This is a genomic window from Mycolicibacterium wolinskyi str. Jessa 2025 (genome assembly GCF_049241375.1).
Taxonomy (GTDB): Bacteria; Actinomycetota; Actinomycetes; order Mycobacteriales; family Mycobacteriaceae; genus Mycobacterium; species Mycobacterium wolinskyi.
Map to the genome: position 1 here is coordinate 222,339 of NZ_CP185960.1, position 21,687 is coordinate 244,025.

Here is a 21,687-nt window from a genome sequence, read left to right on the forward strand (position 1 = left end):
CGGCGTTCAGCGGTACGCGGTGAGGCGCGCCAGCAGCGCGACCTTGCCGTCGTCGCCGACAGCGGACGCGTCGGCCACCGCGGTGCTGCGGCCCACCCGGACGGCCTTGCCCTCATAGCGGGATTCGTCGCCGCCACGAAACTGGCGCAGGAAATTGATGCGCAGGGAGCCCGTCCGCATGGGGCTTGCCTCCTGCCCCTCGTTCACCGCTGCCGACGCCACGAGTTCCAGAGCCGCTGCCGACATCCCGCCGTGGACGATGCCGAGGCTGTTGTTGATCACCGGGTCCGACAGCTGGCGCAACACCTTGGTCGTTCCGCCGCTCTCGGCGACTTCCACCGCCATCCGGTCGGTCAGTGTTGCCGGTAGGGCGGCGTCGGCCGAGTCGGTCGGCCACTCGACGAGGTGGCCCGGCGCGGTGATGTGAAACGACCGCACCGTGGCGGTCGCGAGGAGCTGCCCGGCATGGGTGAGCTCGCACAGTGCCAGTGGCGCGGCCCCGGTCGGGCCGAACGGACGCCCGGTGGCCACGACCGGAAGCTGCGGAGCCGCGCTGACGAGCTCGACCGCGTTCGGGGCGAACTCCACGGCGAGCTCGCTCGACACCGTCCACTCGTCCGGTCCGCGGCGGTGGTGATTGACCAGGCCGCCGACGTGGTCGATGAGCATCGCCACCGGCACGAGCGTCGGTGCACCCGTGAACGGGTTGAGAAGTCCACCCGCCGGGATCGAGGCGACGCACCGATCGGGGCCCTCGATCTGGGTTTCGACGCCCATGCGGCCCAGCGGGGTACTCAGCGGATAGTGCATGGCCGTCCACAGTGCCGTTCGGGGCGGTGGCCATATACCCCCAGGGGGTATATCATGGCGGCATGACCATGACCGATCACGCACAACACGGACATTCCGGACACGCCGAGGGGCATGGGGGCGGTCACGGGGACCACGCCGGGCAGTTCCGGCGGCTGTTCTGGATCATGGCGATCCTGGCGGTCCCGACCGTCCTCTTCTCGCCGATGTTCGCGATGCTGCTCGGCTATTCGATTCCCGACGCGACCGGGCTGCGCTGGGTGTCGCCGGTGCTCGGAACGGTCATGTACGTCTGGGGTGGCCGGCCGTTCCTGGTCGGTGCCGTCAGCGAAATACGCTCGCGCGCACCGGGAATGATGCTGTTGATCGGCCTGGCGATCACGGTCGCGTTCCTCGCCTCGTGGGGCGCGAGCCTCGGCCTTCTACACCACCAGCTGGACTTCTGGTGGGAGCTCGCGCTGCTGATCGTGATCATGCTGCTCGGCCACTGGATCGAGATGCGTTCGCTCGCGCAGACCACATCGGCGCTCGACTCGTTGGCGGCGTTGTTGCCCGACGAGGCCGAGCGGGTCGACGACAGCGGTGGCACCGAACAGATCGTCACGGTCGCGCCTGCGGACCTGCGCGTCGGTGACCTCGTGATCGTGCGGCCGGGCGGCAGTGTCCCGGTCGACGGAAGGATCGTGGACGGCTCGGCCGACGTCGACGAATCGATGGTGACCGGCGAGTCGCGGCCGGTGCGCCGCAGCGTCGGCGACAACGTCGTCGCCGGCACGGTGGCGACGGATTCCGGCTTGCGGATCACGGTGACCGCCGTCGGCGAGGACACCGCGCTCGCGGGCATTCAACGCCTCGTCACCGATGCGATGAACTCCTCGTCTCGCGCTCAGCGGCTCGCGGATCGGGCGGCGGGCTGGCTGTTCTGGTTCGCCTTGGGCGCAGCGATTCTGACCGCGATCGTCTGGACGTATCTGGGGCAGCCCGACGAGGCCGTCGTCCGCACGATCACCGTCCTGGTGATCGCCTGCCCCCATGCACTCGGTCTGGCGATCCCGCTGGTGGTGTCCATCGCGACCGAGCGGGCCGCGCGGGGCGGTGTCCTGGTCAAGGACCGGCTGGCGTTGGAGACCATGCGCTCGGTGAAGGCCGTGCTGTTCGACAAGACCGGGACGCTGACCAAGGGCGAGCCCGCGGTGACGGGGGTGCTGGCGACCGGCGGGAGCGACGACGAGGTGCTGACGCTCGCGGCAGCAGCCGAAGCGGCCTCGGAGCACCCACTGGCCAAGGCGATCGTCTCAGCGGCGCAGCGTCGTCGCCTGGCGGTCTCCTCGGCGTCGGAATTCACGTCGTCGCCCGCGGTCGGCGTCAGCGCGGTCGTATCGGGCCGTCGGGTCCAGGTCGGCGGACCACGGCTGCTCGAACAGGCCGGCGTAGCCCCGTTGCCGGAGACCACGCAGTGGCACGGGGCGATCGTGCTGCACGTTCTGGTCGACGGGGCGGTCGCCGGTGCATTGGCGCTGGCCGACGAGATCCGTCCGGAATCCCGACAGGCGGTCGACGCGCTCCACGAGCGCGGGGTCAGCGTCGTCATGATCACCGGCGACGCCGAGCCCGTCGCGGCAGCCGTCGCCGCCGATCTCGGAATCGACCGGTTCTATGCCGGCGTGCGTCCCGAGGACAAGGCCGCCAAGGTCACCGAACTGCAGCGCGAGGGACTGACCGTGGCGATGGTCGGTGACGGCGTCAATGACGCACCGGCACTCGCACAGGCCGACGTGGGCATCGCGATCGGCGCCGGTACCGATGTCGCGATCGGGTCGGCAGGCGTGATCCTGGCGAGCTCCGATCCGCGTTCGGTGCTATCGGTGATCGAGCTGTCGACGCAGTCCTACCGGAAGATGCGCCAAAACCTTTGGTGGGCAGCGGGTTACAACCTCATCTCGGTTCCGTTGGCCGCGGGTGTGCTCGCTCCCGTCGGGTTCGTGCTGCCGATGTCGGTGGGCGCGGTGCTCATGTCGGTGTCGACTGTGGTGGTTGCGCTCAACGCGCAGTTGTTGCGCCGGCTCGATTTGCGGCCCGAATCCGCCGTTCGGGCGGGCCGAACGTGATCAGCGACCAATTCTAAGAATCTGACTAAGCTTTTCAGCAAATAAAATAACGACCCATCACAGCACAATAACGGCTGCATAACAAGAGCTACAGCAAACGAATTGTCGGTAGGGGGCGGGTAAGAGGCTTCGAAGGGGTGGCAACCACCTGATAGGTGGCTGCGTGAAATACCCTCTGTTGCAACGTGATTCGACATTCTGGCACTGCCCGCGCCGCAACGGAACTCCGTTGACCAGCGAGTATAGTTAGGCTTGGCTAAGTTGGCATGTCGCACGGTTTCTGTCTTATCGTTTTGTCCACTTATGGCGTGTGGGGCATAGCCGTCGTTCAGTGCTGCACGAAGGGCTTCCACCGCCGAGCCGGCTAACGCCAGCTAGTCGCTGTAAGTGGTGACTAGCGGCGAAGCTCCAGAAATGCATGTTGAAGGGCCAGGTGGGAATGACGCCCCAGAGCCAGAGTGGGAACAGCTCCTCGCGTATGCAGGGCATGTACAACCCCGCGTACGAACATGACGCGTGTGGCGTCGCGATGGTGGCCGATATGCATGGCCGCCGCAGCCGCGACATCGTCGACAAGGCCATCACGGCGCTCGTGAACCTCGAGCACCGCGGCGCCCAGGGCGCCGAGCCCAACACCGGTGACGGTGCGGGCATTCTCATCCAGGTGCCGGACGCCTTCCTGCGCGACGTCGTCGAGTTCGAGCTCCCCGAGGCGGGCAGCTACGCCACCGGCATCGCATTCCTGCCGCAGTCGTCGCGCGACGCCGCGACCGCGTGTGAGGCCGTCGAGAAGATCGCCGAGGCCGAAGGCCTTGAGGTTCTCGGCTGGCGCGAGGTGCCCACCGACGACTCTTCTCTCGGCGCACTCGCCCGGGACGCCATGCCGACCTTCCGCCAGATCTTCCTCGGTGGCGCGTCGGGCATGGACCTGGAGCGTCGCGCGTACGTCGTGCGCAAACGCGCCGAACACGAGCTCGGCACCAAGGGTCCGGGCCAGGACGGCCCCGGACGCGAAACCGTCTACTTCCCAAGCCTGTCGGGTCAGACCTTCGTCTACAAGGGCATGCTGACCACCCCGCAGCTCAAGGCGTTCTACCTCGATCTGCAGGACGACCGGCTGACCAGTGCGCTCGGCATCGTGCACTCGCGGTTCTCCACCAACACGTTCCCGTCGTGGCCGCTGGCGCATCCGTTCCGGCGCATCGCCCACAACGGCGAGATCAACACCGTCACCGGTAACGAGAACTGGATGCGCGCCCGCGAGGCGCTGATCCGCACCGATCTGTTCGGCACCGCGGGCCTCGACAAGATCGTTCCGGTCTGCACCCCGGGTGCGTCGGACACCGCACGTTTCGACGAGGTGCTCGAACTGCTGCATCTCGGCGGCCGCAGCCTGCCGCACGCCGTGCTGATGATGATCCCCGAGGCGTGGGAGCGGCACGAGTCGATGGACCCCGCGCGGCGTGCGTTCTACCAGTACCACGCGTCGCTCATGGAGCCGTGGGACGGACCGGCCTCGGTCTGCTTCACCGACGGCACTGTCATCGGCGCGGTGCTCGACCGCAACGGCCTGCGCCCCTCCCGCATCTGGGTGACCGACGACGGTCTCGTGGTGATGGCGTCGGAGGCCGGCGTCCTGCCCCTCGACCCGTCCACCGTCGTCAAGAAGATGCGCCTGCAGCCGGGCCGCATGTTCCTCGTGGACACCGCGCAGGGCCGCATCGTCTCCGACAAGGAAGTCAAGGCCGAACTCGCGGCCGAGCAGCCGTACCAGGAATGGCTCGAATCGGGCCTGTTCCACCTCGACGAGCTGCCGCCGGGTGACTACGTCCGCATGCCGCACCACCGGGTCGTACTGCGCCAGCAGATCTTCGGCTACACCTACGAAGAGCTCAACCTGCTCGTGGCGCCCATGGCCCGCACGGGTGCCGAGGCCCTGGGCTCGATGGGCACCGACACGCCTGTCGCCGTCCTCTCGGCACGCCCGCGCATGCTGTTCGACTACTTCCAGCAGTTGTTCGCCCAGGTGACCAACCCGCCGCTGGACGCCATCCGCGAAGAGGTCGTGACCAGCCTGCAGGGCGTCATCGGGCCGGAAGGCGACCTGCTCAACCCAGGCGCCGAGTCGTGCCGCCAGATCGTGCTGCCACAGCCGATCCTGCGCAACGCCGACCTGTCGAAGCTCATGTGCGTGGATCCCGACCATGAGATCCGCGGCCACAAGCACGGCATGCGGGCCGCGGTGATCCGCTGCCTGTACCCGGTGAACCGGGGCGGCAAGGGGCTCAAGGAAGCCCTCGACAACGTGCGCGCCAAGGTGTCCGAGGCGATCCGCGACGGCGCCCGCATCATCGTGCTGTCCGACCGCGAATCCAACGAGACGATGGCGCCGATCCCGTCGCTGCTGTCGGTTGCGGCCGTGCACCATCACCTGGTCCGCGAGCGCACCCGTACCAAGGTCGGTCTGGTCGTCGAGGCCGGTGACGCCCGCGAGGTGCACCACATGGCCATGCTGGTCGGCTTCGGCGCCGCGGCGATCAACCCGTACATGGCGTTCGAGTCGATCGAGGACATGGTCGATCGCGGTGTGATCACCGGCATCACGAGCGACAAGGCCAAGGCCAACTACGTCAAGGCGGCAGGCAAGGGCGTGCTCAAGGTGATGTCCAAGATGGGCATCTCCACCCTGGCCTCCTACACCGGCGCCCAGTTGTTCCAGGCGATCGGCATCAGCCAGCAAGTGCTCGACGAGTACTTCACCGGCCTCGCGTGCCCCGTCGGTGGCATCGACCTCGACGACATCGCCGACGACGTCGCCACCCGGCATTCGCTGGCATTCCTGGACCGCCCCGACGAGCGTGCCCACCGCGAGCTCGAGGTCGGTGGCGAATACCAGTGGCGCCGTGAGGGCGAGTACCACCTGTTCAACCCGGACACGGTGTTCAAGCTGCAGCACTCGACGCGCACCGGTCAGTACTCGATCTTCAAGGAGTACACCAAGCTCGTCGACGACCAGAGCGAGCGCATCGCCTCGCTGCGTGGGCTCTTGAAGTTCCGCGAGGGCGTGCGTCCGCCGGTGCCGCTGGACGAGGTCGAGCCCGCGTCGGAGATCGTCAAGCGCTTCTCGACCGGTGCCATGAGCTACGGCTCGATCTCCGCCGAGGCGCACGAGACACTCGCGATCGCGATGAACCGCCTTGGCGGACGGTCGAACTCGGGTGAGGGCGGCGAGCACGTCAGCCGCTTCGACCGCGACGAGAACGGCGACTGGCGCCGCAGCGCCATCAAGCAGGTGGCATCGGGCCGGTTCGGTGTGACATCGCACTATCTGACGAACTGCACCGACATCCAGATCAAGATGGCGCAGGGCGCGAAACCCGGTGAGGGCGGCCAGCTTCCGGGGCACAAGGTGTACCCGTGGGTGGCCGAGGTGCGGCACTCGACCCCGGGTGTCGGCCTGATCTCGCCGCCGCCGCACCACGACATCTACTCGATCGAGGATCTCGCGCAGCTGATCCACGACCTGAAGAACGCCAACCCGCAGGCCCGCGTGCACGTCAAGCTGGTCAGCGAGAACGGCGTCGGCACGGTCGCCGCGGGCGTTTCCAAGGCACACGCCGACGTGGTGCTCATCTCGGGCCACGACGGCGGCACCGGTGCGACACCGCTGACCTCGATGAAGCACGCGGGTGCGCCGTGGGAGCTCGGCCTGGCCGAGACCCAGCAGACCCTGTTGCTCAACGGTCTTCGCGACCGCATCGTGGTCCAGGTCGACGGCCAGCTCAAGACGGGCCGCGACGTGGTCATCGCCGCGCTGCTGGGCGGTGAGGAATTCGGCTTCGCCACTGCGCCGCTCGTGGTCTCGGGCTGCATCATGATGCGCGTGTGCCACCTCGACACCTGCCCGGTGGGTGTGGCCACCCAGAACCCGGTGCTGCGCGAACGGTTCAACGGCAAGCCCGAATTCGTCGAGAACTTCTTCATGTTCATCGCCGAGGAAGTCCGAGAGCTCATGGCGCAGCTCGGCTTCCGCACCGTCAACGAGATGGTGGGCCAGGTCGGTTCGCTCGACACGACCCGTGCCGCCGAGCACTGGAAGGCGCACAAGCTCGACCTGTCGCCGGTGCTGCACGAGCCGGAATCGGCGTTCATGAATCAGGATCTGTACTGCAGCTCGCGCCAGGACCACGGTCTGGACAAGGCGCTGGACCAGCAGCTGATCACGCAGAGCCGGGAGGCGCTGGATTCGGCCACGCCGGTGCGTTTCTCGACCAAGATCACGAACGTCAACCGCACTGTCGGCACCATGCTCGGCCACGAGGTCACCAAGGCCTACGGCGGGCAGGGGCTTCCGGACGGCACCATCGACATCACGTTCGACGGGTCGGCAGGCAACAGCTTCGGTGCGTTCGTTCCCAAGGGCATCACGCTGCGGGTCTACGGCGACGCCAACGACTACGTCGGCAAGGGCCTGTCCGGTGGACGGATCGTCGTGCGCCCTGCCGACGAGGCCCCGGAAGGCTTTGCCGCAGAAGACAACATCATCGCCGGTAACGTGATCCTGTTCGGTGCCACGAGCGGTGAGGCGTTCCTGCGCGGCCAGGTGGGTGAGCGGTTCGCGGTGCGTAACTCCGGCGCCCACGCGGTCGTCGAAGGCGTCGGCGATCATGGCTGCGAGTACATGACCGGCGGCAAGGTCGTGATCCTCGGACCGACGGGCCGCAACTTCGCGGCCGGTATGTCCGGCGGCATCGCATATGTGTACAACGTCTCCGGCACGCTGTCGGAGAACCTGAACACCGGGATGGTGGAGTTGGAGGAGCTCGAAGACTCTGACGTCGAATGGCTGCGGGGCATTCTTGCCGCGCACGTTGATGCCACCGATTCGACTGTCGGGCAACGGGTCCTGTCTGATTGGGATAACGAATTGAAGCATTTCGTCAAGGTCATGCCGCGCGACTACAAGCGCGTGCTGACTGCCATCGCCGAAGCCAAGCGCGCCGGCGACAACGTGGACGAGGCGATCATGGCGGCCGCCAGTGGCTGATCCGCGCGGTTTTCTCAAGCACACGTCCCGGGAACTTCCGTCCCGTAGGCCGGTTCCGCTGCGCCTGAAGGACTGGAACGAGGTTTACGAGGACTTCTCCCACGGGGTTCTGCAGAACCAGGCATCGCGATGCATGGACTGCGGTATTCCGTTCTGCCACAACGGCTGCCCGCTCGGGAACCTGATCCCCGAGTGGAACGACCTGGTGTACCGGGACCGGTGGCGCGACGCGATCGAGCGGCTGCACGCCACCAACAACTTCCCGGAGTTCACCGGCCGGCTGTGCCCGGCGCCGTGTGAGGCGTCGTGCGTCCTCGGCATCAACCAGGATCCGGTGACCATCAAGCAGGTCGAGGTCGAGATCATCGACAACGCCTTCGACCAGGGCTGGGTCGTCCCGATGCTGCCCGACGTGCAGACCGGCAAGAAGGTCGCCGTCGTCGGCTCCGGCCCGGCCGGTCTGGCCGCCGCCCAGCAGCTCACGCGGGCCGGCCACACCGTGACGGTGTTCGAGCGGGCCGACCGCATCGGCGGGCTGCTGCGCTACGGCATCCCCGAGTTCAAGATGGAGAAGCGCCACATCGACCGGCGCCTGGAGCAGATGGCGGCCGAGGGCACGCAGTTCCGGCCCGGCGTCAACGTCGGCGTCGACATCACCGTGGCGCAGCTGCGGCTGAACTACGACGCCGTCGTGCTCGCGGGTGGCGCCACCGCTTGGCGTGACCTGCCGATCCCGGGCCGCGAACTCGACGGCATCCACCAGGCGATGGAGTTCCTGCCCTGGGCCAACCGCGTGCAGCTCGGTGACGATGTCCTCGGACCCGACGGCGAGCCGCCGATCACGGCCAAGGGCAAGCACGTCGTCATCATCGGCGGCGGTGACACCGGCGCGGACTGCCTCGGCACGTCACACCGCCAAGGTGCGGCCAGCATCCACCAGTTCGAGATCATGCCGCGCCCGCCGGAGACCCGTGCGGACTCGACCCCGTGGCCGACCTACCCGTTGATGTTCCGGGTGTCCTCGGCCCACGAAGAGGGCGGCGAGCGCGTCTTCTCGGTCAACACCGAGGAATTCATCGGCGAGAACGGTCATGTCACCGGGCTGCGGGCGCACGAGGTGAAGATGAACGCCGGCAAGTTCGAGAAGGTGGAAGGTACCGACTTCGAGCTCAAGGCCGATCTCGTCCTGCTCGCGATGGGCTTCGTCGGACCCGAGAAGCCGGGCCTGATCACCGATCTCGGTGTCGAGCTGACCGACCGCGGCAACGTCGCACGCGATGCGAACTTCCAGACCTCGGTTCCCGGCGTGTTCGTGGCCGGCGACATGGGCCGTGGCCAGTCGTTGATCGTGTGGGCGATCGCCGAAGGCCGGGCCGCCGCCGCAGGCGTCGACCGCTACCTGATGGGCCGCACGGCACTGCCCGCGCCCATCAAGCCGACTGCTGCGCCGCAGCGCTGACTTGGTTTTCCGCGCTACCCGCGTGCGTTGGTCACGTTTGTCACGCCAGAGTGACCCTGGAGGTCCAGCGTCACTCTGGCGTGACAACGGTGGGGAGCGCGGTGTCGGACAGGCTCGGCGAGCTAGGGGCTGACGAGGGAGAAGATCTCGGTGCCGTCGTCCGAAACCCGGACGAGGGTATCGCCGACTCTGGTCACCCGGCCGAAAGGCCCGTTCCTGGGAATCGACCACACCCTTTCACACGTGGTGAGATCGTAGGCGTCGGCCAGTAGGTCAGACTTGAGATTCACCGGGGCTCGCACGGCGACGACGCCGTCGCTCCCGAGATAGCCTACGCCCAAGTCGAATTCGCACGGCTCACCCTTGTCGCCGGTGCGCATGTCATATGGCCGGTAGACGGTGGATTGGGTGACATCAGATTCGCTCACCCATAGTGTGTCTCCGATCAGGTGGATGCCATGCGACCGGCCGTCATCGATATCGAGCAGCTTGGTGCCGTGCGAGTCGTAGACCCCGAACGTGTCATCCTCTGCGATTCCGGTGAGGTTCGCGGTCGTGTTGACGAATGTGGTCTTGATGCGTTTGTCGCTGGTCAATCTTCCGTTGAGATCAAAGAACCGAGCGAACGCAGGGCCGAAGTAGTCTTGCTCGACGGTCGCAGCAAATCCGCCGTCAACGAAGTGAATGTTCCGAAAGCGATTGCCCTCACCAAGCTGTGGGTCGATTATTGCCCCGTCCTCCAGCGAAAACATGGTGGTGATGCCCGACTCCTCGGCGCCAGCGCCTTGAAACGCGACATTTTCGTTGTGTTCGCCGAGGATTCCGCGACCGGGTACAAACCACGTCGTTTCTGCTTGTGAGCCAACGCCATAGAGGCCTTCGTCCTTAGCCGCCGCCACCAAGTACCCACCTGCCTGCGTCGCCATGAGTTTCCCCCCGGTGACCAAACGGAGCTCAGTCGGCCCGGTGTGCAGAAGGTTTCCGGTCTCCCCGTCAATGACCCAGGCGGTTGCTCTGTCGAAATCATCCGAGATGCACACGACTGCAGCGCCGTTGATGAAGCAACTGGGTGCGGCGGGCGTCGCGTTGAGCGCGACCGGCGCAAACGATCTGCGCCCGTCGGTGGAATCAATGCCGGTCAGCCACCACTGCGGGGACGGATCTTGACTGTTGGCCAGGAGGTAGGCGCGAGCCGTGGCGGTTTGGATGACAGGGCCGGGTACCCAGGGGGTGTCGCCGGTGGTGATCCTTGATTCCGGCGGCAATCCCAGTGCGGCGATGTCGGTCCTCCAACCAGCCACTGGCTGCGTACGCACCGATGACAGAAGCGTTTGTTCAGGAGGTTGCCACCGCGATCGTGCCCACGCCTCAGAACCACCTAAAAACCACCACCCTGCGACGCCCGAGATCGCGATGATCAACATAGCTATGAGGGCGGAAACGATGAGCGGCCAGCGTCTGCGTCGCGACACCCGTTCCGGCAAGTTCGTCATTCTCCGTATCCGTACCGCTCGGCGAAGATCTGGGCCTTTTCAGCGAGCACCTTCTCGGCCGAGGGCAGGCCCAAATCGTGCTCGAGGTAGCTCCGAACGGCCGATGGATCTAAGCCGCAGCGCTGCATGATTCCGGAGATGAGCACGTGCTGACCGGCCAGAGCGTTCTGTGCGGCAAGCCTCGCGATCAACAAAATCTCCTCAGTGAGTTCGTTTTCCGTCATGTCTACGACTCGAGGCGCGAGGTCGATCTGCATCGGAAGACCGTTCACCAACGTGGTGACTGACACCGTACCTGGAGGGTTCGTCACCGTGAAGAGCATCTCGAGGCCCGAATCTTCGACGTCAGCTTCGGTTTCGCTCGTGGATGAAGGCTCTTCGCCATCATTGATGTAGTCGAGCGCGGACAGCGTCGACTCGTCCTCGGAACTGTCAGCCTCGTCGTCGTCCCACGATGTATCCGACCAGCTGTCGCCCACTCAGGCCCCACATGAGTCGATGTTCCCGGCTTCGGCGGAGTCGGTGTTCTCGTAGTTTGCCGCAGCGGCAGTGAGTTTTTCACCGAGTTCGGTGGAAACTTGAAGCAGCTTCCCGCCGGCCGTGCGACGGGCAGCTTCGACGGCGGAGACTGCGAGATTGGTTGCCCCGCATGCAAGTCCGTGTGTGTCCAACACGTTGCGAGCCGGGTCTACAATCGACCGATTAGCCCCCGTGATCTGGCTGACTGCGGTCTGCTGCTTGTCAGCCAGTCGAACGATATGGTCGGTCAGAACAGCAAGATTCTTTTCGTAATCTGTTGGCACCTAGGTTCCTTCGTCGAGGCTCAGGATTGGGTGGGATACGTACGGGGCGAGACCGGCGCGCCCAGGCCTGCATTGACCGGCGCACGTCCGCCAGAGTAAGCGGCGGGTGCGGCCGCTCCGGGACCGGCGGGCGGTGCCGAGATCGTCGGGGGCGCCGATCGTGGCGCGCTGGGTGAAGCTGGCGCCGATTGAGCGGGAGCGGCGGGGGCTACCGGAGGTGCGGTCGCAGCGGGAGCAGATGCGCCGGACGCGGATGGAGTTGTGGGAGTGGGAACCGCGTACGGGGTCGCCGGCGGGCCGTAAACGATGGGTTCTTCAGGGCTTGGAACCGTGTATTCGGTTGTGGGGAGGGACCGCGATGGCGGGCGCGTACCACTCGCCGGGTCGGGTAGAGGTGTTGCCCGTTGGTCGTGTCTAGGAAGCTGCTGCTTTTGTTCGTTCGGATCCGGTGCTGCGAAAATCTCGCAACCACCGTCGGGATTGCCCGACGTGTCTCTAGCTCCATTGGCGTAACCATCGAGGTGCTCACGAATGCTCAGCGCATTTTCGACGCTGTTCTTGACGAGGATGCTCATCGTGGTGCCAGCGATTCCCAGCGCGGCGGCGGCAGCGGCGGTGTCGAGCCCCAACTTGGCAAGGCGGCCGAGCGGTGTTGCGTTCAGAGCGAACGTCGCGACGTCGTAGACCTTCAGCCACTCGATCTGATCATCGAGGGTCTCCCTGGTGCGTGTCACCTGGCCGGCCTCGATGTCGAGGACTTTTGCGACCTCCAGATCGGCGTTTTGAACCTCAGAAGTGACTCGTCGATGGGACGCGTTCACGGCGTTGTAAACCTGCGAGGCGGTGCCGTCCCACTTGTCCTCGTGTGGCTCCGCGCTGATCAGGGTGTCGACTACCGTCTGGAGACGCTCGCTCGAACCACGGAACTCGTCGCCGTTACAAGGCTGCCCGGAGCCCGTCGTCTTCTTCATGCCCTCGATCGTCTGTTGAGCGGCCCAGAGAATCTTTGAGTCGGCCGGGAGGAGGTTCTTTACCGCATAGAAACTCGTCGGCAGCGGGGTCGCAAAACCGCCGAGAGCGGAGATGCCTTCGACGAGGTCGTTCGCATCGCCGACGAGTTTGAAGCCATCATTGAACGCGCCGCCCCAATCCCCATCGAGCACGTTGTCAACGAGACTCGCTGTGTCCTTGGCACCTTCGACGACGCCGCTGCCAATCTTGAATGGAGCTTCGATCAGGTCGGCCAGCCCGTCTCGTATGCCCACGTGAACCCCCTTTTGTGCCCAAAAAAGCGTAACAACGCCACGCATACCTTGATGACGGCAATTTGTAGGACTACGTGCATGGACAGATGATTTCGAATGATGTGGGAGTACATCGGTTCGTAAGGCGAGCGCTTGGAATCGTTGCAGGAGCCTGCGGGACGTATGCAAGAAAGACCCACACTGCGACAAGGCGTTGGCGACCCGCCGGGCGCTGACCTTCCTTGACTCGCGATTGTCACGCCAGAGTGACCCTGGAGGTCCAGCGTCACTCTGGCGTGACAACGGTGGTAGGGGGTGTCGGGCGGCTCGACGGATCTGGACCGATTAGCAATTAGTAAGACGCTCTTAATTAGCTTGTGTGGGGTTCATCACGTCGCCGAGGGGCTCAAAGGCGCTGGTTGATGTGGTGTAGGCCACAAATTCGGCCGCATGATCGCCACATCAGTCACATGAGTCACAAGAAAAACACTCAGAATTCTCCGCGGCGTGGCACGCACTGTTTGCCGGAAACCAGGTATCTAATGACTTGGTGAGAGCTCTGCGGTAACGTGGGGTTACGGGTACAGCTATCAAGAAGCCGCAGGAGTGATCACCGTGTATCTCAGTCCGATCAGTCGGTCACGGATGGGTCGAATTGCCTGGTCATTGCTACGCCACCCGGTGAAGAGTCGGGAGTTCCCGGCCAAGAACGAGCGGTTGGTCACCGCCGACGAGCTACTTCGCTTCGGGGTCTAGCGCGTCGCAAGCCGCATCGGCGGGTGGTCGCAGTGGCCGCTCGTCAATTTTTGCGTTCTGCCAGCCGGCACGAAAAGGCCGGCACCGCTTGATGAACACGATGCCGGCCATGACATCAGGCGCGCGTACTAGCTGGTCAGCTGCCCGGAATCCCTGATCGCTTGCGCCAGCGGCTCGAGCACGGCCGTGTCGTATGGCGGCGGCAGGTAGATGATGGCCAGATCCAGACCTTCCGCACCGAGCGCGGCAGCCTCGTCGACGACCTTGGCGTAATCCCGATCCTCGCCGAGCCGGACATGCGCCGACAGCGTGATCTCCTTGGGGTCGCGGCCGATGTCGGCGCAATGCGATGCGAGCACATCGCGTTTGCGCGCGAACTCCTCAGGCGGGCCGCCGACGAAATTCCAGTGGTCGGCGTACTTGGCGGTGATCCGCAGCGTCCGCTTCTCGCCGCTGCCGCCGATGCAGAACGGCGGATGCGGCTGCTGCGGGCCCTTCGGCTCGTTGCGGGCGTCCTTGAGCTGATAGAACTTGCCGTCGAACGTCGTCGTCTCCTGGCTCAGCAGGCCCTTGAGCACCTCGCAGGCTTCCTCGAACCGGTCGAAACGTTCCTTGATGGAGCCCAGTTCGATGCCGTAGGCGCCCGATTCCTCCTCGTTCCACCCGGCGCCGATGCCGAGTTCGAGGCGTCCGTTCGAGATGATGTCGAGCGCGGCGGCCATGTTCGCCAGCACCGCGGGATGCCGGTAGTGAATGCCGGTCACGAGCACGCCGACACGCAGCCGTTCGGTCGCCTGCGCCAGCGCGGTCAGTGTCGTCCAGCCCTCCAGGCACGGGCCGGTCGAGTCCGAGAAGATCGGATAGAAGTGGTCGAAAGTCCAGCCCGACTCGTAGACATCGATATCGTCGGCGGCTTTCCAGATGGCCAGCATGTCGGCCCAGGTCGTGTTCTGCGGGGAAGTTTTGAAGGCGAATCGCACAACACTCAAAACTAGACACGCATCGGCAGAAATTCCTGGCAGCAGATGAACAAATGCTGTGAACTGCCTTCTTGGCCCAATGTGACGGTGTGCTCGGTAATCTCGCGAGTGGACCGAACGATCGGGAGTGAACCATGACCGAGTACGCAGTCACCGATCCCGCGACCGCCGAAGTGGTCGCCACCTATCCCACCGCAACCGACGCTGAAATCGAAGCCGCGATCGAGGCCGCCGCGAAGACGGGCCGCACGTGGCCCCGGACCTCGACGGTGGCCGAGCGCGCCGCGATGCTCGGCAAGGTCGCGGATCTGCATGAGCAGCGCCGTGAACAACTGGCCGATGTCATCGTCCGCGAGATGGGCAAGCCGCGCGACCAATCGCTGAGCGAAGTCGACTTCTGCGCAGACATCTACCGGTATTACGCGCAGAACGCCGAGAAATTCCTGGCCGACGAGGAGATCAAACTGCTCGACGGCGAAGGCACCGCCGTCGTCAAACGCGGACCCATCGGCGTGCTGCTCGGCATCATGCCGTGGAACTATCCGTACTACCAGGTGGCCCGGTTCGCCGGCCCAAACCTGGTCATCGGCAACACAATCCTGCTCAAGCACGCACCGCAGTGCCCCGAATCCGCCGAGCTGCTCCAGCTGCTGTTCCTGGAGGCCGGGTTCCCGCAGGGCGCCTACATCGACATCCGGGCCACCAACGACCAAGTGGCCACGATCATCGCCGACCCGCGGGTGGCGGCGGTCTCGCTCACCGGGTCGGAGCGGGCGGGCGCGGCGGTCGCCGAGATCGCCGGGCGCAATCTGAAGAAATGCGTGCTGGAGCTGGGCGGCTCCGATCCGTTCATCGTGTTGTCGACCGATGACCTCGACGCAACCGTGGAATCCGCCGTCGAGGCGCGGATGGAGAACACCGGGCAGGCCTGCAACGCGGCCAAGCGGTTCATCGTCGCCGAGAATCTGTACGACGACTTCCTGACCAAGTTCACCGACAAGCTGCTGGCGGCTGCCGACGGGATCGCGCCGCTGTCCTCCGAGCAGGCAGCAGAGCGGCTCGAGCAGCAGGTCAAGACCGCAGTCGACCAAGGCGCACAGCTCACTTCATCGGGGGAACGCCACGGTGCGTTCTACCCGCCGGCCGTGCTAACCGGGGTGACCGAGGACAACGACGCCTATCGGCAGGAACTGTTCGGACCGGTCGCCGTGGTGTACAAGGCCGGTTCGGAGGACGAGGCCGTCGCGATCGCCAACGACACCCCGTTCGGATTGGGCTCCTACGTCTTCACCACGGACAAGGACCAGGCCCAGCGCGTGGCCGAGAAGATCGACGCGGGCATGGTGTTCGTCAATGCCGTCGGTGCAGAAGGCGCCGAATTGCCGTTCGGCGGCGTCAAGCGCTCCGGGTTCGGACGTGAGCTGGGTCGATTCGGCATCGAGGAGTTCGTGAACAAAAAGCTCATCCGCACGGTGAGCTGACGGTCATTGCGGCTGCCGGGCGACGTGGGTCCGTGCGTGTTCGACGGCGTCGTCGAGTGAGTCCAGCAGATGGTTCTCATGTCGGAGTGAGTCGAACACCCCGACGTTCGCCAGTAGATCCATGTGTTCGGGCCGCACGCCCTTGATGATCACGGTGATTCCGCGCGACTCCAAGTCAGTGGCGATTTGGGCGAGCGTGTGAGCACCGGTGGCATCGAGCATGCCCAACTGTGACATCCGGATGATGACGACGGATGTACGGGGATGCTCAGCGTCCCCGATCGCGTTCGAAATCCTTTCGGCGGCACCGAAGAACATCGCGCCGTCGAGGCGCAGCAGCGCGATCTGCTCGTCGCCCGACCGGTGCGGTTCCGGCAACTCCTCGCGCACCACGCTGCTGCGCCGGGCAACCGAACGCAACGCGAAGAAGGCCGCCACCACGATGCCGATCTCGACGGCCTCGATCAGGTCGAAACACACCGTGACGGCCGCGGTCAGCGCGAAGATCAATGCGTCCGACCGCGTCGAACGCAGGATCTTGCGGACGGTCGAACCCGAGATCATCCGGAACGACGTCACCATCAGCACACCGGCCAGCGCCGACAACGGAATCGCCGAGACGGGGCCGGTGGCCAGGTAGACGACGGCCAGCAGCACCAGCGAATGCACGATCGCCGCGACCCGGGTTCTGGCTCCTGACCGCACGTTGACGGCCGTGCGTGCGATCGCGCCGGTTGCCGGCATACCGCCGAACACCCCGGATGCCACGGACGCCAAGCCCTGACCGACCAACTCGCGGTCGGGGTCGTACGGTCCCGTCGGCGACATCGTTGCGGCCACCCGCGCGGACAACAACGATTCGATGGCCGCCAGTGCCGCGATGGCCAGTGCCGCACCGAGCAGCGCGCGCAGGGCGCTTGCGTCGGCATGCGGCAGCACCGGAACGGGCAGATGTGATGGCAGATCACCGATCGATGCGACCGGTAGGTGCAGCGTCACCGCGACAACCGTCGCCGCGATCACCGCGGTCAGCGATTCCGGGATCGCCCGGTGAAGCTTCGGCAGCGCGATCATCAGCACAGCGACAAGTGCTACCACCGCAAGGGTTTTCGCGGCATGCGACCAGTCGGCATTCGCGAGGACCGTGACTGCCGCCGTGAGCGTGCGTTGTCCGGCCGGTGTCTGCTGCGCCAAAGCGGCCGGAACCTGCTGCAGGAAGATGATCGCTGCGATGCCGAGCGTGAACCCTTCGATGACCGGCCAAGGAATGAAGGTCACCGCCCGTCCCAACCCGGTTACGCCTGCCGCCAGCACCAGCACGCCCGCGACCACTGTGACCAGTGCGATGCTGCCGAGTCCGTGTGTTGCGACGATGGGCGCCAGCACCACCGCCATCGCCCCCGTCGGCCCCGAAACCTGCACATGAGAACCGCCGAACACCGCCGCGACCAATCCGGCCACCACCGCGGTGATCAGGCCGGCGGCCGCCCCAACCCCGGAGCTGATGCCGAAGGCCAACGCCAGCGGCAGGGCGACCACTCCGACGGTGATACCGGCGAGGACGTCCTGCCGCCACGAACGAGGCAGGTCGGAGTAGTCGCGGCGATGCGGAAGCAACCTACCGAGGTTGCCTGCCGCGGCAACAATCACGGTCGATGCCCGATAGGTGGCAGGGATCGCAATGTGGCCAGCTGGTCCCGCTGCACACCGAGGGTGTCGGCCAGGAAGGTGCGCGCGATCACCAGCAGCTCCGAGATCTTCGGGTGGGCGAGCTTGTAGAACACCGCGTTGCCGACTCGCTGTCCGCTCACGACATGATGGCGTTTCAGCACCGCCAGATGCTGTGACAACAGCGTCGGCTCGAGCTCCGTCTCGGCCAGAATGTCACTCACCGGGGTGGGTTGTCCACTGGCCGAAAGGATTTCGAGCACGCGGATGCGCGCGGGGTGGGCGAGCGCCTTGAACAGATTGGCCTTGATTTCGTAGAGCGGCTGTTCGGGGCTGGCGGTGAAACGGTGCGGCACGAGGCGACCTGACGGATTAATGGATTGAATGAATTCGCAATTCAATGTAGCGGGGTTCGCTCGCAGCCACAACCGGGCACACTGGAGGTATGAGCGGCGTGCTGTATTTCGACGGCAACTGCGGCATGTGCACGCGCAGTGTGCGCGCACTTAGCGGCAGGCAGCGGACGGGTGACGTGCGGATCGCACCGTTTCAGAAGTCCGGCACCGCCGAGCGACTCGGGGTTGACGTCGACACGATGGTCGAGGCGGCATGGTGGCACGACGCGGACGGCGCGGTGTATCGCGGCGCCGAGGCGATCAACGCCGCGCTCGGGGCGGGTTTCGGTACTCGAATTCCGTTGCGGCTTTATCGATTGCCGGGTGTCCGGCGGCTTGAGGACGTCGTCTACCGGTGGGTCGCCACCCACCGCTACCGGTTTCCGGGGACGACGCCGCACTGCGCGGCACAACCGGGTGACTGCTGACCATGGATCCGGTGACCGCGCTACGTCAGATCGCCTATTACAAAGATCGGGCCCGGGAAGACCCGCGACGGGTCATGGCCTATCGCAACGCCGCCGACATCGTCGAGGGTTTGACCGACGAGCAGCGGGAACGGTTGGGTGCCGCAAACGGCTGGCAGTCGCTGCCCGGTATCGGCCCGAAGACCGCGAAAGTCATCGCGCAGGCGTGTGCCGGCCGCGAACCCGATGCGCTCGTCGAATTGCGGTCCTCGGTGGCCGATCTCGGTGGGGGAGACATCCGTGCCGCGTTGCGCGGTGACCTGCATGTGCATTCCAACTGGTCGGACGGATCGGCGCCGATCGAGGAAATGATGCTGGCCGCAAGGGATCTGGGTCATGAGTACTGTGCGTTGACCGATCACTCGCCGCGGCTGAAGATCGCCAACGGGCTGTCGCCGGATCGGCTGCGCGAACAGCTCGACGTCATCGATGAGGTGCGTGACCTGGTCGCGCCGATGCGCATCTTCACCGGCATCGAGGTGGACATCCTCGAAGACGGCTCGCTTGACCAGGAACCCGAGTTGCTGGAGCGGCTCGACGTGGTGGTGGCGAGTGTCCACTCCAAACTCGCCATGGACGAGACGGCCATGACCCGGCGGATGATCAAGGCCGTCGCCAACCCGCACACCGATGTGCTGGGCCACTGCACGGGACGCCTGGTCACCGGTGGCCGGGGCATGCGGCCGGAGTCCAAGTTCGACGCCGAAAAGGTCTTCACCGCATGCCGTGACAGCGGCACCGCCGTCGAGATCAACTCGCGTCCGGAGCGCCGCGACCCGCCCACCCGGCTGTTGAAACTCGCACTGGAGATCGGCTGTCTGTTCAGCATCGACACCGATTCACACGCGCCGGGCCAGCTCGAGTTCCTCGGCTACGGTGCCCAACGGGCGCTGGACGCCGGGGTGCCGGCCGAGCGCATCGTCAACACCTGGCCTGCCGAACAACTCCTGGAGTGGACCGCGACGACCTGATCTCAGGTGGTGAACGGATTGTGTTCGGCGATCAGCTTTTCCATGCGAGCTTCGTCGAGACGTACCCGGACCGTGGCGGCCTCCTGCTGGTCCCGGATCACCTTGGCCAGGGTGAAGGCGCTGGTGACGAGGAACAGGACGGACATACCGAGGAACATCCGCTGCCACGTGTCGATCGGCAGGAAGAAGATCCCGCCGAGCACGCCGAGGAAACTGACGCCGAAGGCGATGGCGGCCTGAAGGAAGAACGCGGCGGTGACTTTCGCCGTGTCGGTCAATGTGTTCATGTCGAAAAGCCTGGCGTAGCTCGCCGTCCGGCGGATGCGTGAGACTACTCAACTACACTCACGCGATGCGCGCGGATCTTGGCGTCGACACGATCGTCACACTGCTGGCTGCCGGCCTGATCTTCCTGCTGGCGCTGATCCTCGGAATCTGGAAGTACCGGCAGATGGCCACGAGTGAGAACCATCTGGCGCACCCCTACGTCGACATCGCCCATCGCGCCGCATTGCTCTACTCGTTCGCGACACTGCTGGTGGCGGTCTTCGTCGAACTGAGTGCCTGGCCGACCTGGGTCAACCTCACCGCCGCGATGGTCCTGGTGTTCTTCTTCGTCATCGCCATCGTCAGCTATATCGAGCATGGCGCCAAGCAGGACACCACCAATCAGTTCGGCCAGCCGAGCTTCGGACTGCATGCGGGGATGGTCGCGCTGATCGTCGGCGAGGTCGGCGGATTCGCCGTTCTGCTCGCCGGATTCGTTGCGGCACAACTGCTTTAATCCGGGAGCATAGGCATCTCCAATCCCGGGTCACGGCCGACCAACACACCACGCGTCAGCACGGCGTTGCCGAACCGTTGACGCACCTGGTCGATGGCGCAGTCGATCGCGATCGGATCGGGCGCGGCGTCGAACGGCAGCTCCAGCTGCTGGCTGCCTTCGCGGTCGATGTTCGACACCGCGAACCCGATGAGCGTCAAACCGCGTTCGGCGATCAGCGGTGCGGCCGCGGCCACCAAAGCCCGTGCGGCGCTGAGGATCGCGTCGGTGGACGCCGTCGCGCGGGGCAGGGTGTGCGAACGCGTTGCGCGCCCGAAATCATCGAAGCGCAGCCGCAGCACGACCGTGCGGCCGGTACGGCCCGCAGCGCGCATGCGACGCGTGATCCGGTCGATCAGATTCACCACCACCACATCGACCTCGGCGCCCGACATCGTGTTGCCGCGCCGGCCCAAGGCCCGCTGAGCGCCCACGGAACGGCGCCGCATCCCCGTCGTCACCCGACGGCGGTCGATGTTGCGGGACAACGCGAACAGCTGACGCCCCATCGCGCCACCGACCATCGAACCCAGTGCCGCCTCGGACAGTTCGGCGACGTCGGCCACGGTCTCGATGCCATGCGCGTGCAGCTTCTCGGCGGTTTTGGCGCCGACGCCCCACAACCGGCGGACCGGCAGCGGATGCAGGAACGCCAACTCACGGTCCGGTGGCACGAGCAACAGCCCGTCGGGCTTGGCTTCCTGGCTGGCCACCTTGGCGAGAAACTTGGTACGCGCGATGCCCACGGTGATGGGCAGCCCCACCTGCTCCTTGACTTGTGCGCGCAGCCGGCCGGCGATCTCGACGGGCGTGCCCGACACCCGGCCAAGGCCGGACACGTCGAGAAACGCCTCATCGACCGACAGTGGCTCGACGAGCGGCGTGGTGTCGTGGAACACGGCGAAGACGTCCTTGCTCGCCTGTGAATACGCGGCCATGCGCGGCGGGACGACGATGGCTTGCGGACACAGCGCACGGGCCTGCCGTCCGCCCATTGCCGTACGGACACCGAACGCCTTCGCTTCGTACGACGCCGCGAGCACCACACCGCCCCCGACGATGACGGGCCGGCCGCGCAGCGACGGGTCGTCGCGCTGCTCGACCGACGCGTAGAACGAGTCGAGGTCGGCGTGCAGGATGTCGGCCGCCTGAGTACCGGACACGAACATATGTTCGCATCAG

The 21,687-nt window shown here is 65.6% G+C and carries 17 protein-coding genes; 7 read left to right on the top strand and 10 right to left on the bottom strand.

All coding sequences use genetic code 11. The features are described 5' to 3' along the window. Positions 1–6: 6 nt before the first annotated feature. On the bottom strand, positions 7–810 hold the full coding sequence (locus ACOI2T_RS01205) for a PaaI family thioesterase (protein WP_409504154.1): 804 nt from the start codon (positions 808–810) through the stop codon (positions 7–9). 62 nt (positions 811–872) lie between these two features. On the opposite strand from ACOI2T_RS01205, the gene ACOI2T_RS01210 reads away from it, so the two are divergent. The 3 genes from ACOI2T_RS01210 (at position 873) to ACOI2T_RS01220 (ending at position 9,424) form a co-directional block, all read left to right on the top strand. After that, on the top strand, positions 873–2,918 hold the full coding sequence (locus ACOI2T_RS01210; RefSeq protein WP_409504155.1) for a heavy metal translocating P-type ATPase: 2,046 nt from the start codon (positions 873–875) through the stop codon (positions 2,916–2,918). Between the two features lie 478 nt (positions 2,919–3,396). After that, on the top strand, positions 3,397–7,965 hold the full coding sequence (gltB, locus tag ACOI2T_RS01215) for a glutamate synthase large subunit (protein ID WP_421877496.1): 4,569 nt from the start codon (positions 3,397–3,399) through the stop codon (positions 7,963–7,965). Beyond that, on the top strand, positions 7,958–9,424 hold the full coding sequence (locus ACOI2T_RS01220; protein WP_409504157.1) for a glutamate synthase subunit beta: 1,467 nt from the start codon (positions 7,958–7,960) through the stop codon (positions 9,422–9,424). The genes gltB and ACOI2T_RS01220 overlap by 8 nt, the downstream gene beginning before the upstream one ends. 122 nt (positions 9,425–9,546) lie before the next feature. On the opposite strand, the gene ACOI2T_RS01225 is transcribed toward ACOI2T_RS01220, so the two are convergent. The 5 genes from ACOI2T_RS01225 to ACOI2T_RS01245 form a co-directional block, all read right to left on the bottom strand. Further along, positions 9,547–10,917 carry a 9-bladed beta-propeller domain-containing protein gene (locus ACOI2T_RS01225; protein WP_409504158.1) on the bottom strand — a complete coding sequence of 457 codons (1,371 nt, stop codon included), beginning with the start codon at positions 10,915–10,917 and terminating at the stop codon, positions 9,547–9,549. Further along, positions 10,914–11,396: a hypothetical protein gene (locus tag ACOI2T_RS01230; RefSeq protein ID WP_067854933.1), complete on the bottom strand. Its 483-nt coding sequence runs from the start codon at positions 11,394–11,396 to the stop codon at positions 10,914–10,916. The genes ACOI2T_RS01225 and ACOI2T_RS01230 overlap by 4 nt, the downstream gene beginning before the upstream one ends. After that, a complete protein-coding gene (locus ACOI2T_RS01235) occupies positions 11,397–11,720 on the bottom strand; it encodes an ESX-1 secretion-associated protein (protein WP_067854936.1) in 324 nt (107 codons plus the stop codon). 20 nt (positions 11,721–11,740) lie between these two features. Next, positions 11,741–12,985, bottom strand: coding sequence for an EspA/EspE family type VII secretion system effector (locus tag ACOI2T_RS01240; protein WP_409504159.1), 1,245 nt, complete (start codon positions 12,983–12,985; stop codon positions 11,741–11,743). Between the two features lie 863 nt (positions 12,986–13,848). Further along, entirely contained in the window at positions 13,849–14,700 is an 852-nt protein-coding gene (locus tag ACOI2T_RS01245) for an LLM class F420-dependent oxidoreductase (RefSeq protein ID WP_085144572.1), read from the bottom strand. A gap of 134 nt (positions 14,701–14,834) precedes the next feature. Between ACOI2T_RS01245 and ACOI2T_RS01250 the strand changes: the two genes are divergently transcribed. After that, complete coding sequence (locus ACOI2T_RS01250; protein ID WP_409504161.1) at positions 14,835–16,181, top strand: NAD-dependent succinate-semialdehyde dehydrogenase; 1,347 nt, start codon at positions 14,835–14,837, stop codon at positions 16,179–16,181. Positions 16,182–16,184: 3 nt separating this feature from the next. On the opposite strand, the gene ACOI2T_RS01255 is transcribed toward ACOI2T_RS01250, so the two are convergent. Continuing rightward, the gene (locus ACOI2T_RS01255; protein ID WP_409504162.1) at positions 16,185–17,831 is read right to left on the bottom strand and encodes a SulP family inorganic anion transporter; all 1,647 of its coding nucleotides are present in this window, start codon (positions 17,829–17,831) and stop codon (positions 16,185–16,187) included. Beyond that, positions 17,828–18,205, bottom strand: a complete 378-nt coding sequence (locus ACOI2T_RS01260) for an ArsR/SmtB family transcription factor (protein WP_409504234.1) — start codon at positions 18,203–18,205, stop codon at positions 17,828–17,830. Before ACOI2T_RS01260 ends, ACOI2T_RS01255 begins: the two co-directional genes overlap by 4 nt. Before the next feature lie 89 nt (positions 18,206–18,294). On the opposite strand from ACOI2T_RS01260, the gene ACOI2T_RS01265 reads away from it, so the two are divergent. Together ACOI2T_RS01265 and ACOI2T_RS01270 are read left to right on the top strand one after the other, a co-directional pair. Then, positions 18,295–18,672, top strand: a complete 378-nt coding sequence (locus ACOI2T_RS01265) for a thiol-disulfide oxidoreductase DCC family protein (RefSeq protein ID WP_409504163.1) — start codon at positions 18,295–18,297, stop codon at positions 18,670–18,672. 2 nt (positions 18,673–18,674) lie between these two features. Then, entirely contained in the window at positions 18,675–19,682 is a 1,008-nt protein-coding gene (locus tag ACOI2T_RS01270) for a PHP domain-containing protein (protein WP_409504164.1), read from the top strand. Positions 19,683–19,684: 2 nt separating this feature from the next. Here ACOI2T_RS01270 and ACOI2T_RS01275 read toward each other — a convergent pair whose 3' ends face one another. Beyond that, a complete protein-coding gene (locus ACOI2T_RS01275; protein WP_085144567.1) occupies positions 19,685–19,969 on the bottom strand; it encodes a YiaA/YiaB family inner membrane protein in 285 nt (94 codons plus the stop codon). Positions 19,970–20,034: 65 nt separating this feature from the next. Here ACOI2T_RS01275 and ACOI2T_RS01280 point away from each other — a divergent pair, with 65 nt between their 5' ends. Next, the gene (locus tag ACOI2T_RS01280; RefSeq protein WP_409504165.1) at positions 20,035–20,466 is read left to right on the top strand and encodes a hypothetical protein; all 432 of its coding nucleotides are present in this window, start codon (positions 20,035–20,037) and stop codon (positions 20,464–20,466) included. On the opposite strand, the gene dinB is transcribed toward ACOI2T_RS01280, so the two are convergent. Further along, positions 20,463–21,674 (bottom strand): DNA polymerase IV, encoded by a 1,212-nt coding sequence (gene dinB / locus ACOI2T_RS01285; protein ID WP_409504166.1) that lies wholly within the window; start codon positions 21,672–21,674, stop codon positions 20,463–20,465. The genes ACOI2T_RS01280 and dinB overlap by 4 nt on opposite strands. Between the last annotated feature and the right edge of the window lie 13 nt (positions 21,675–21,687).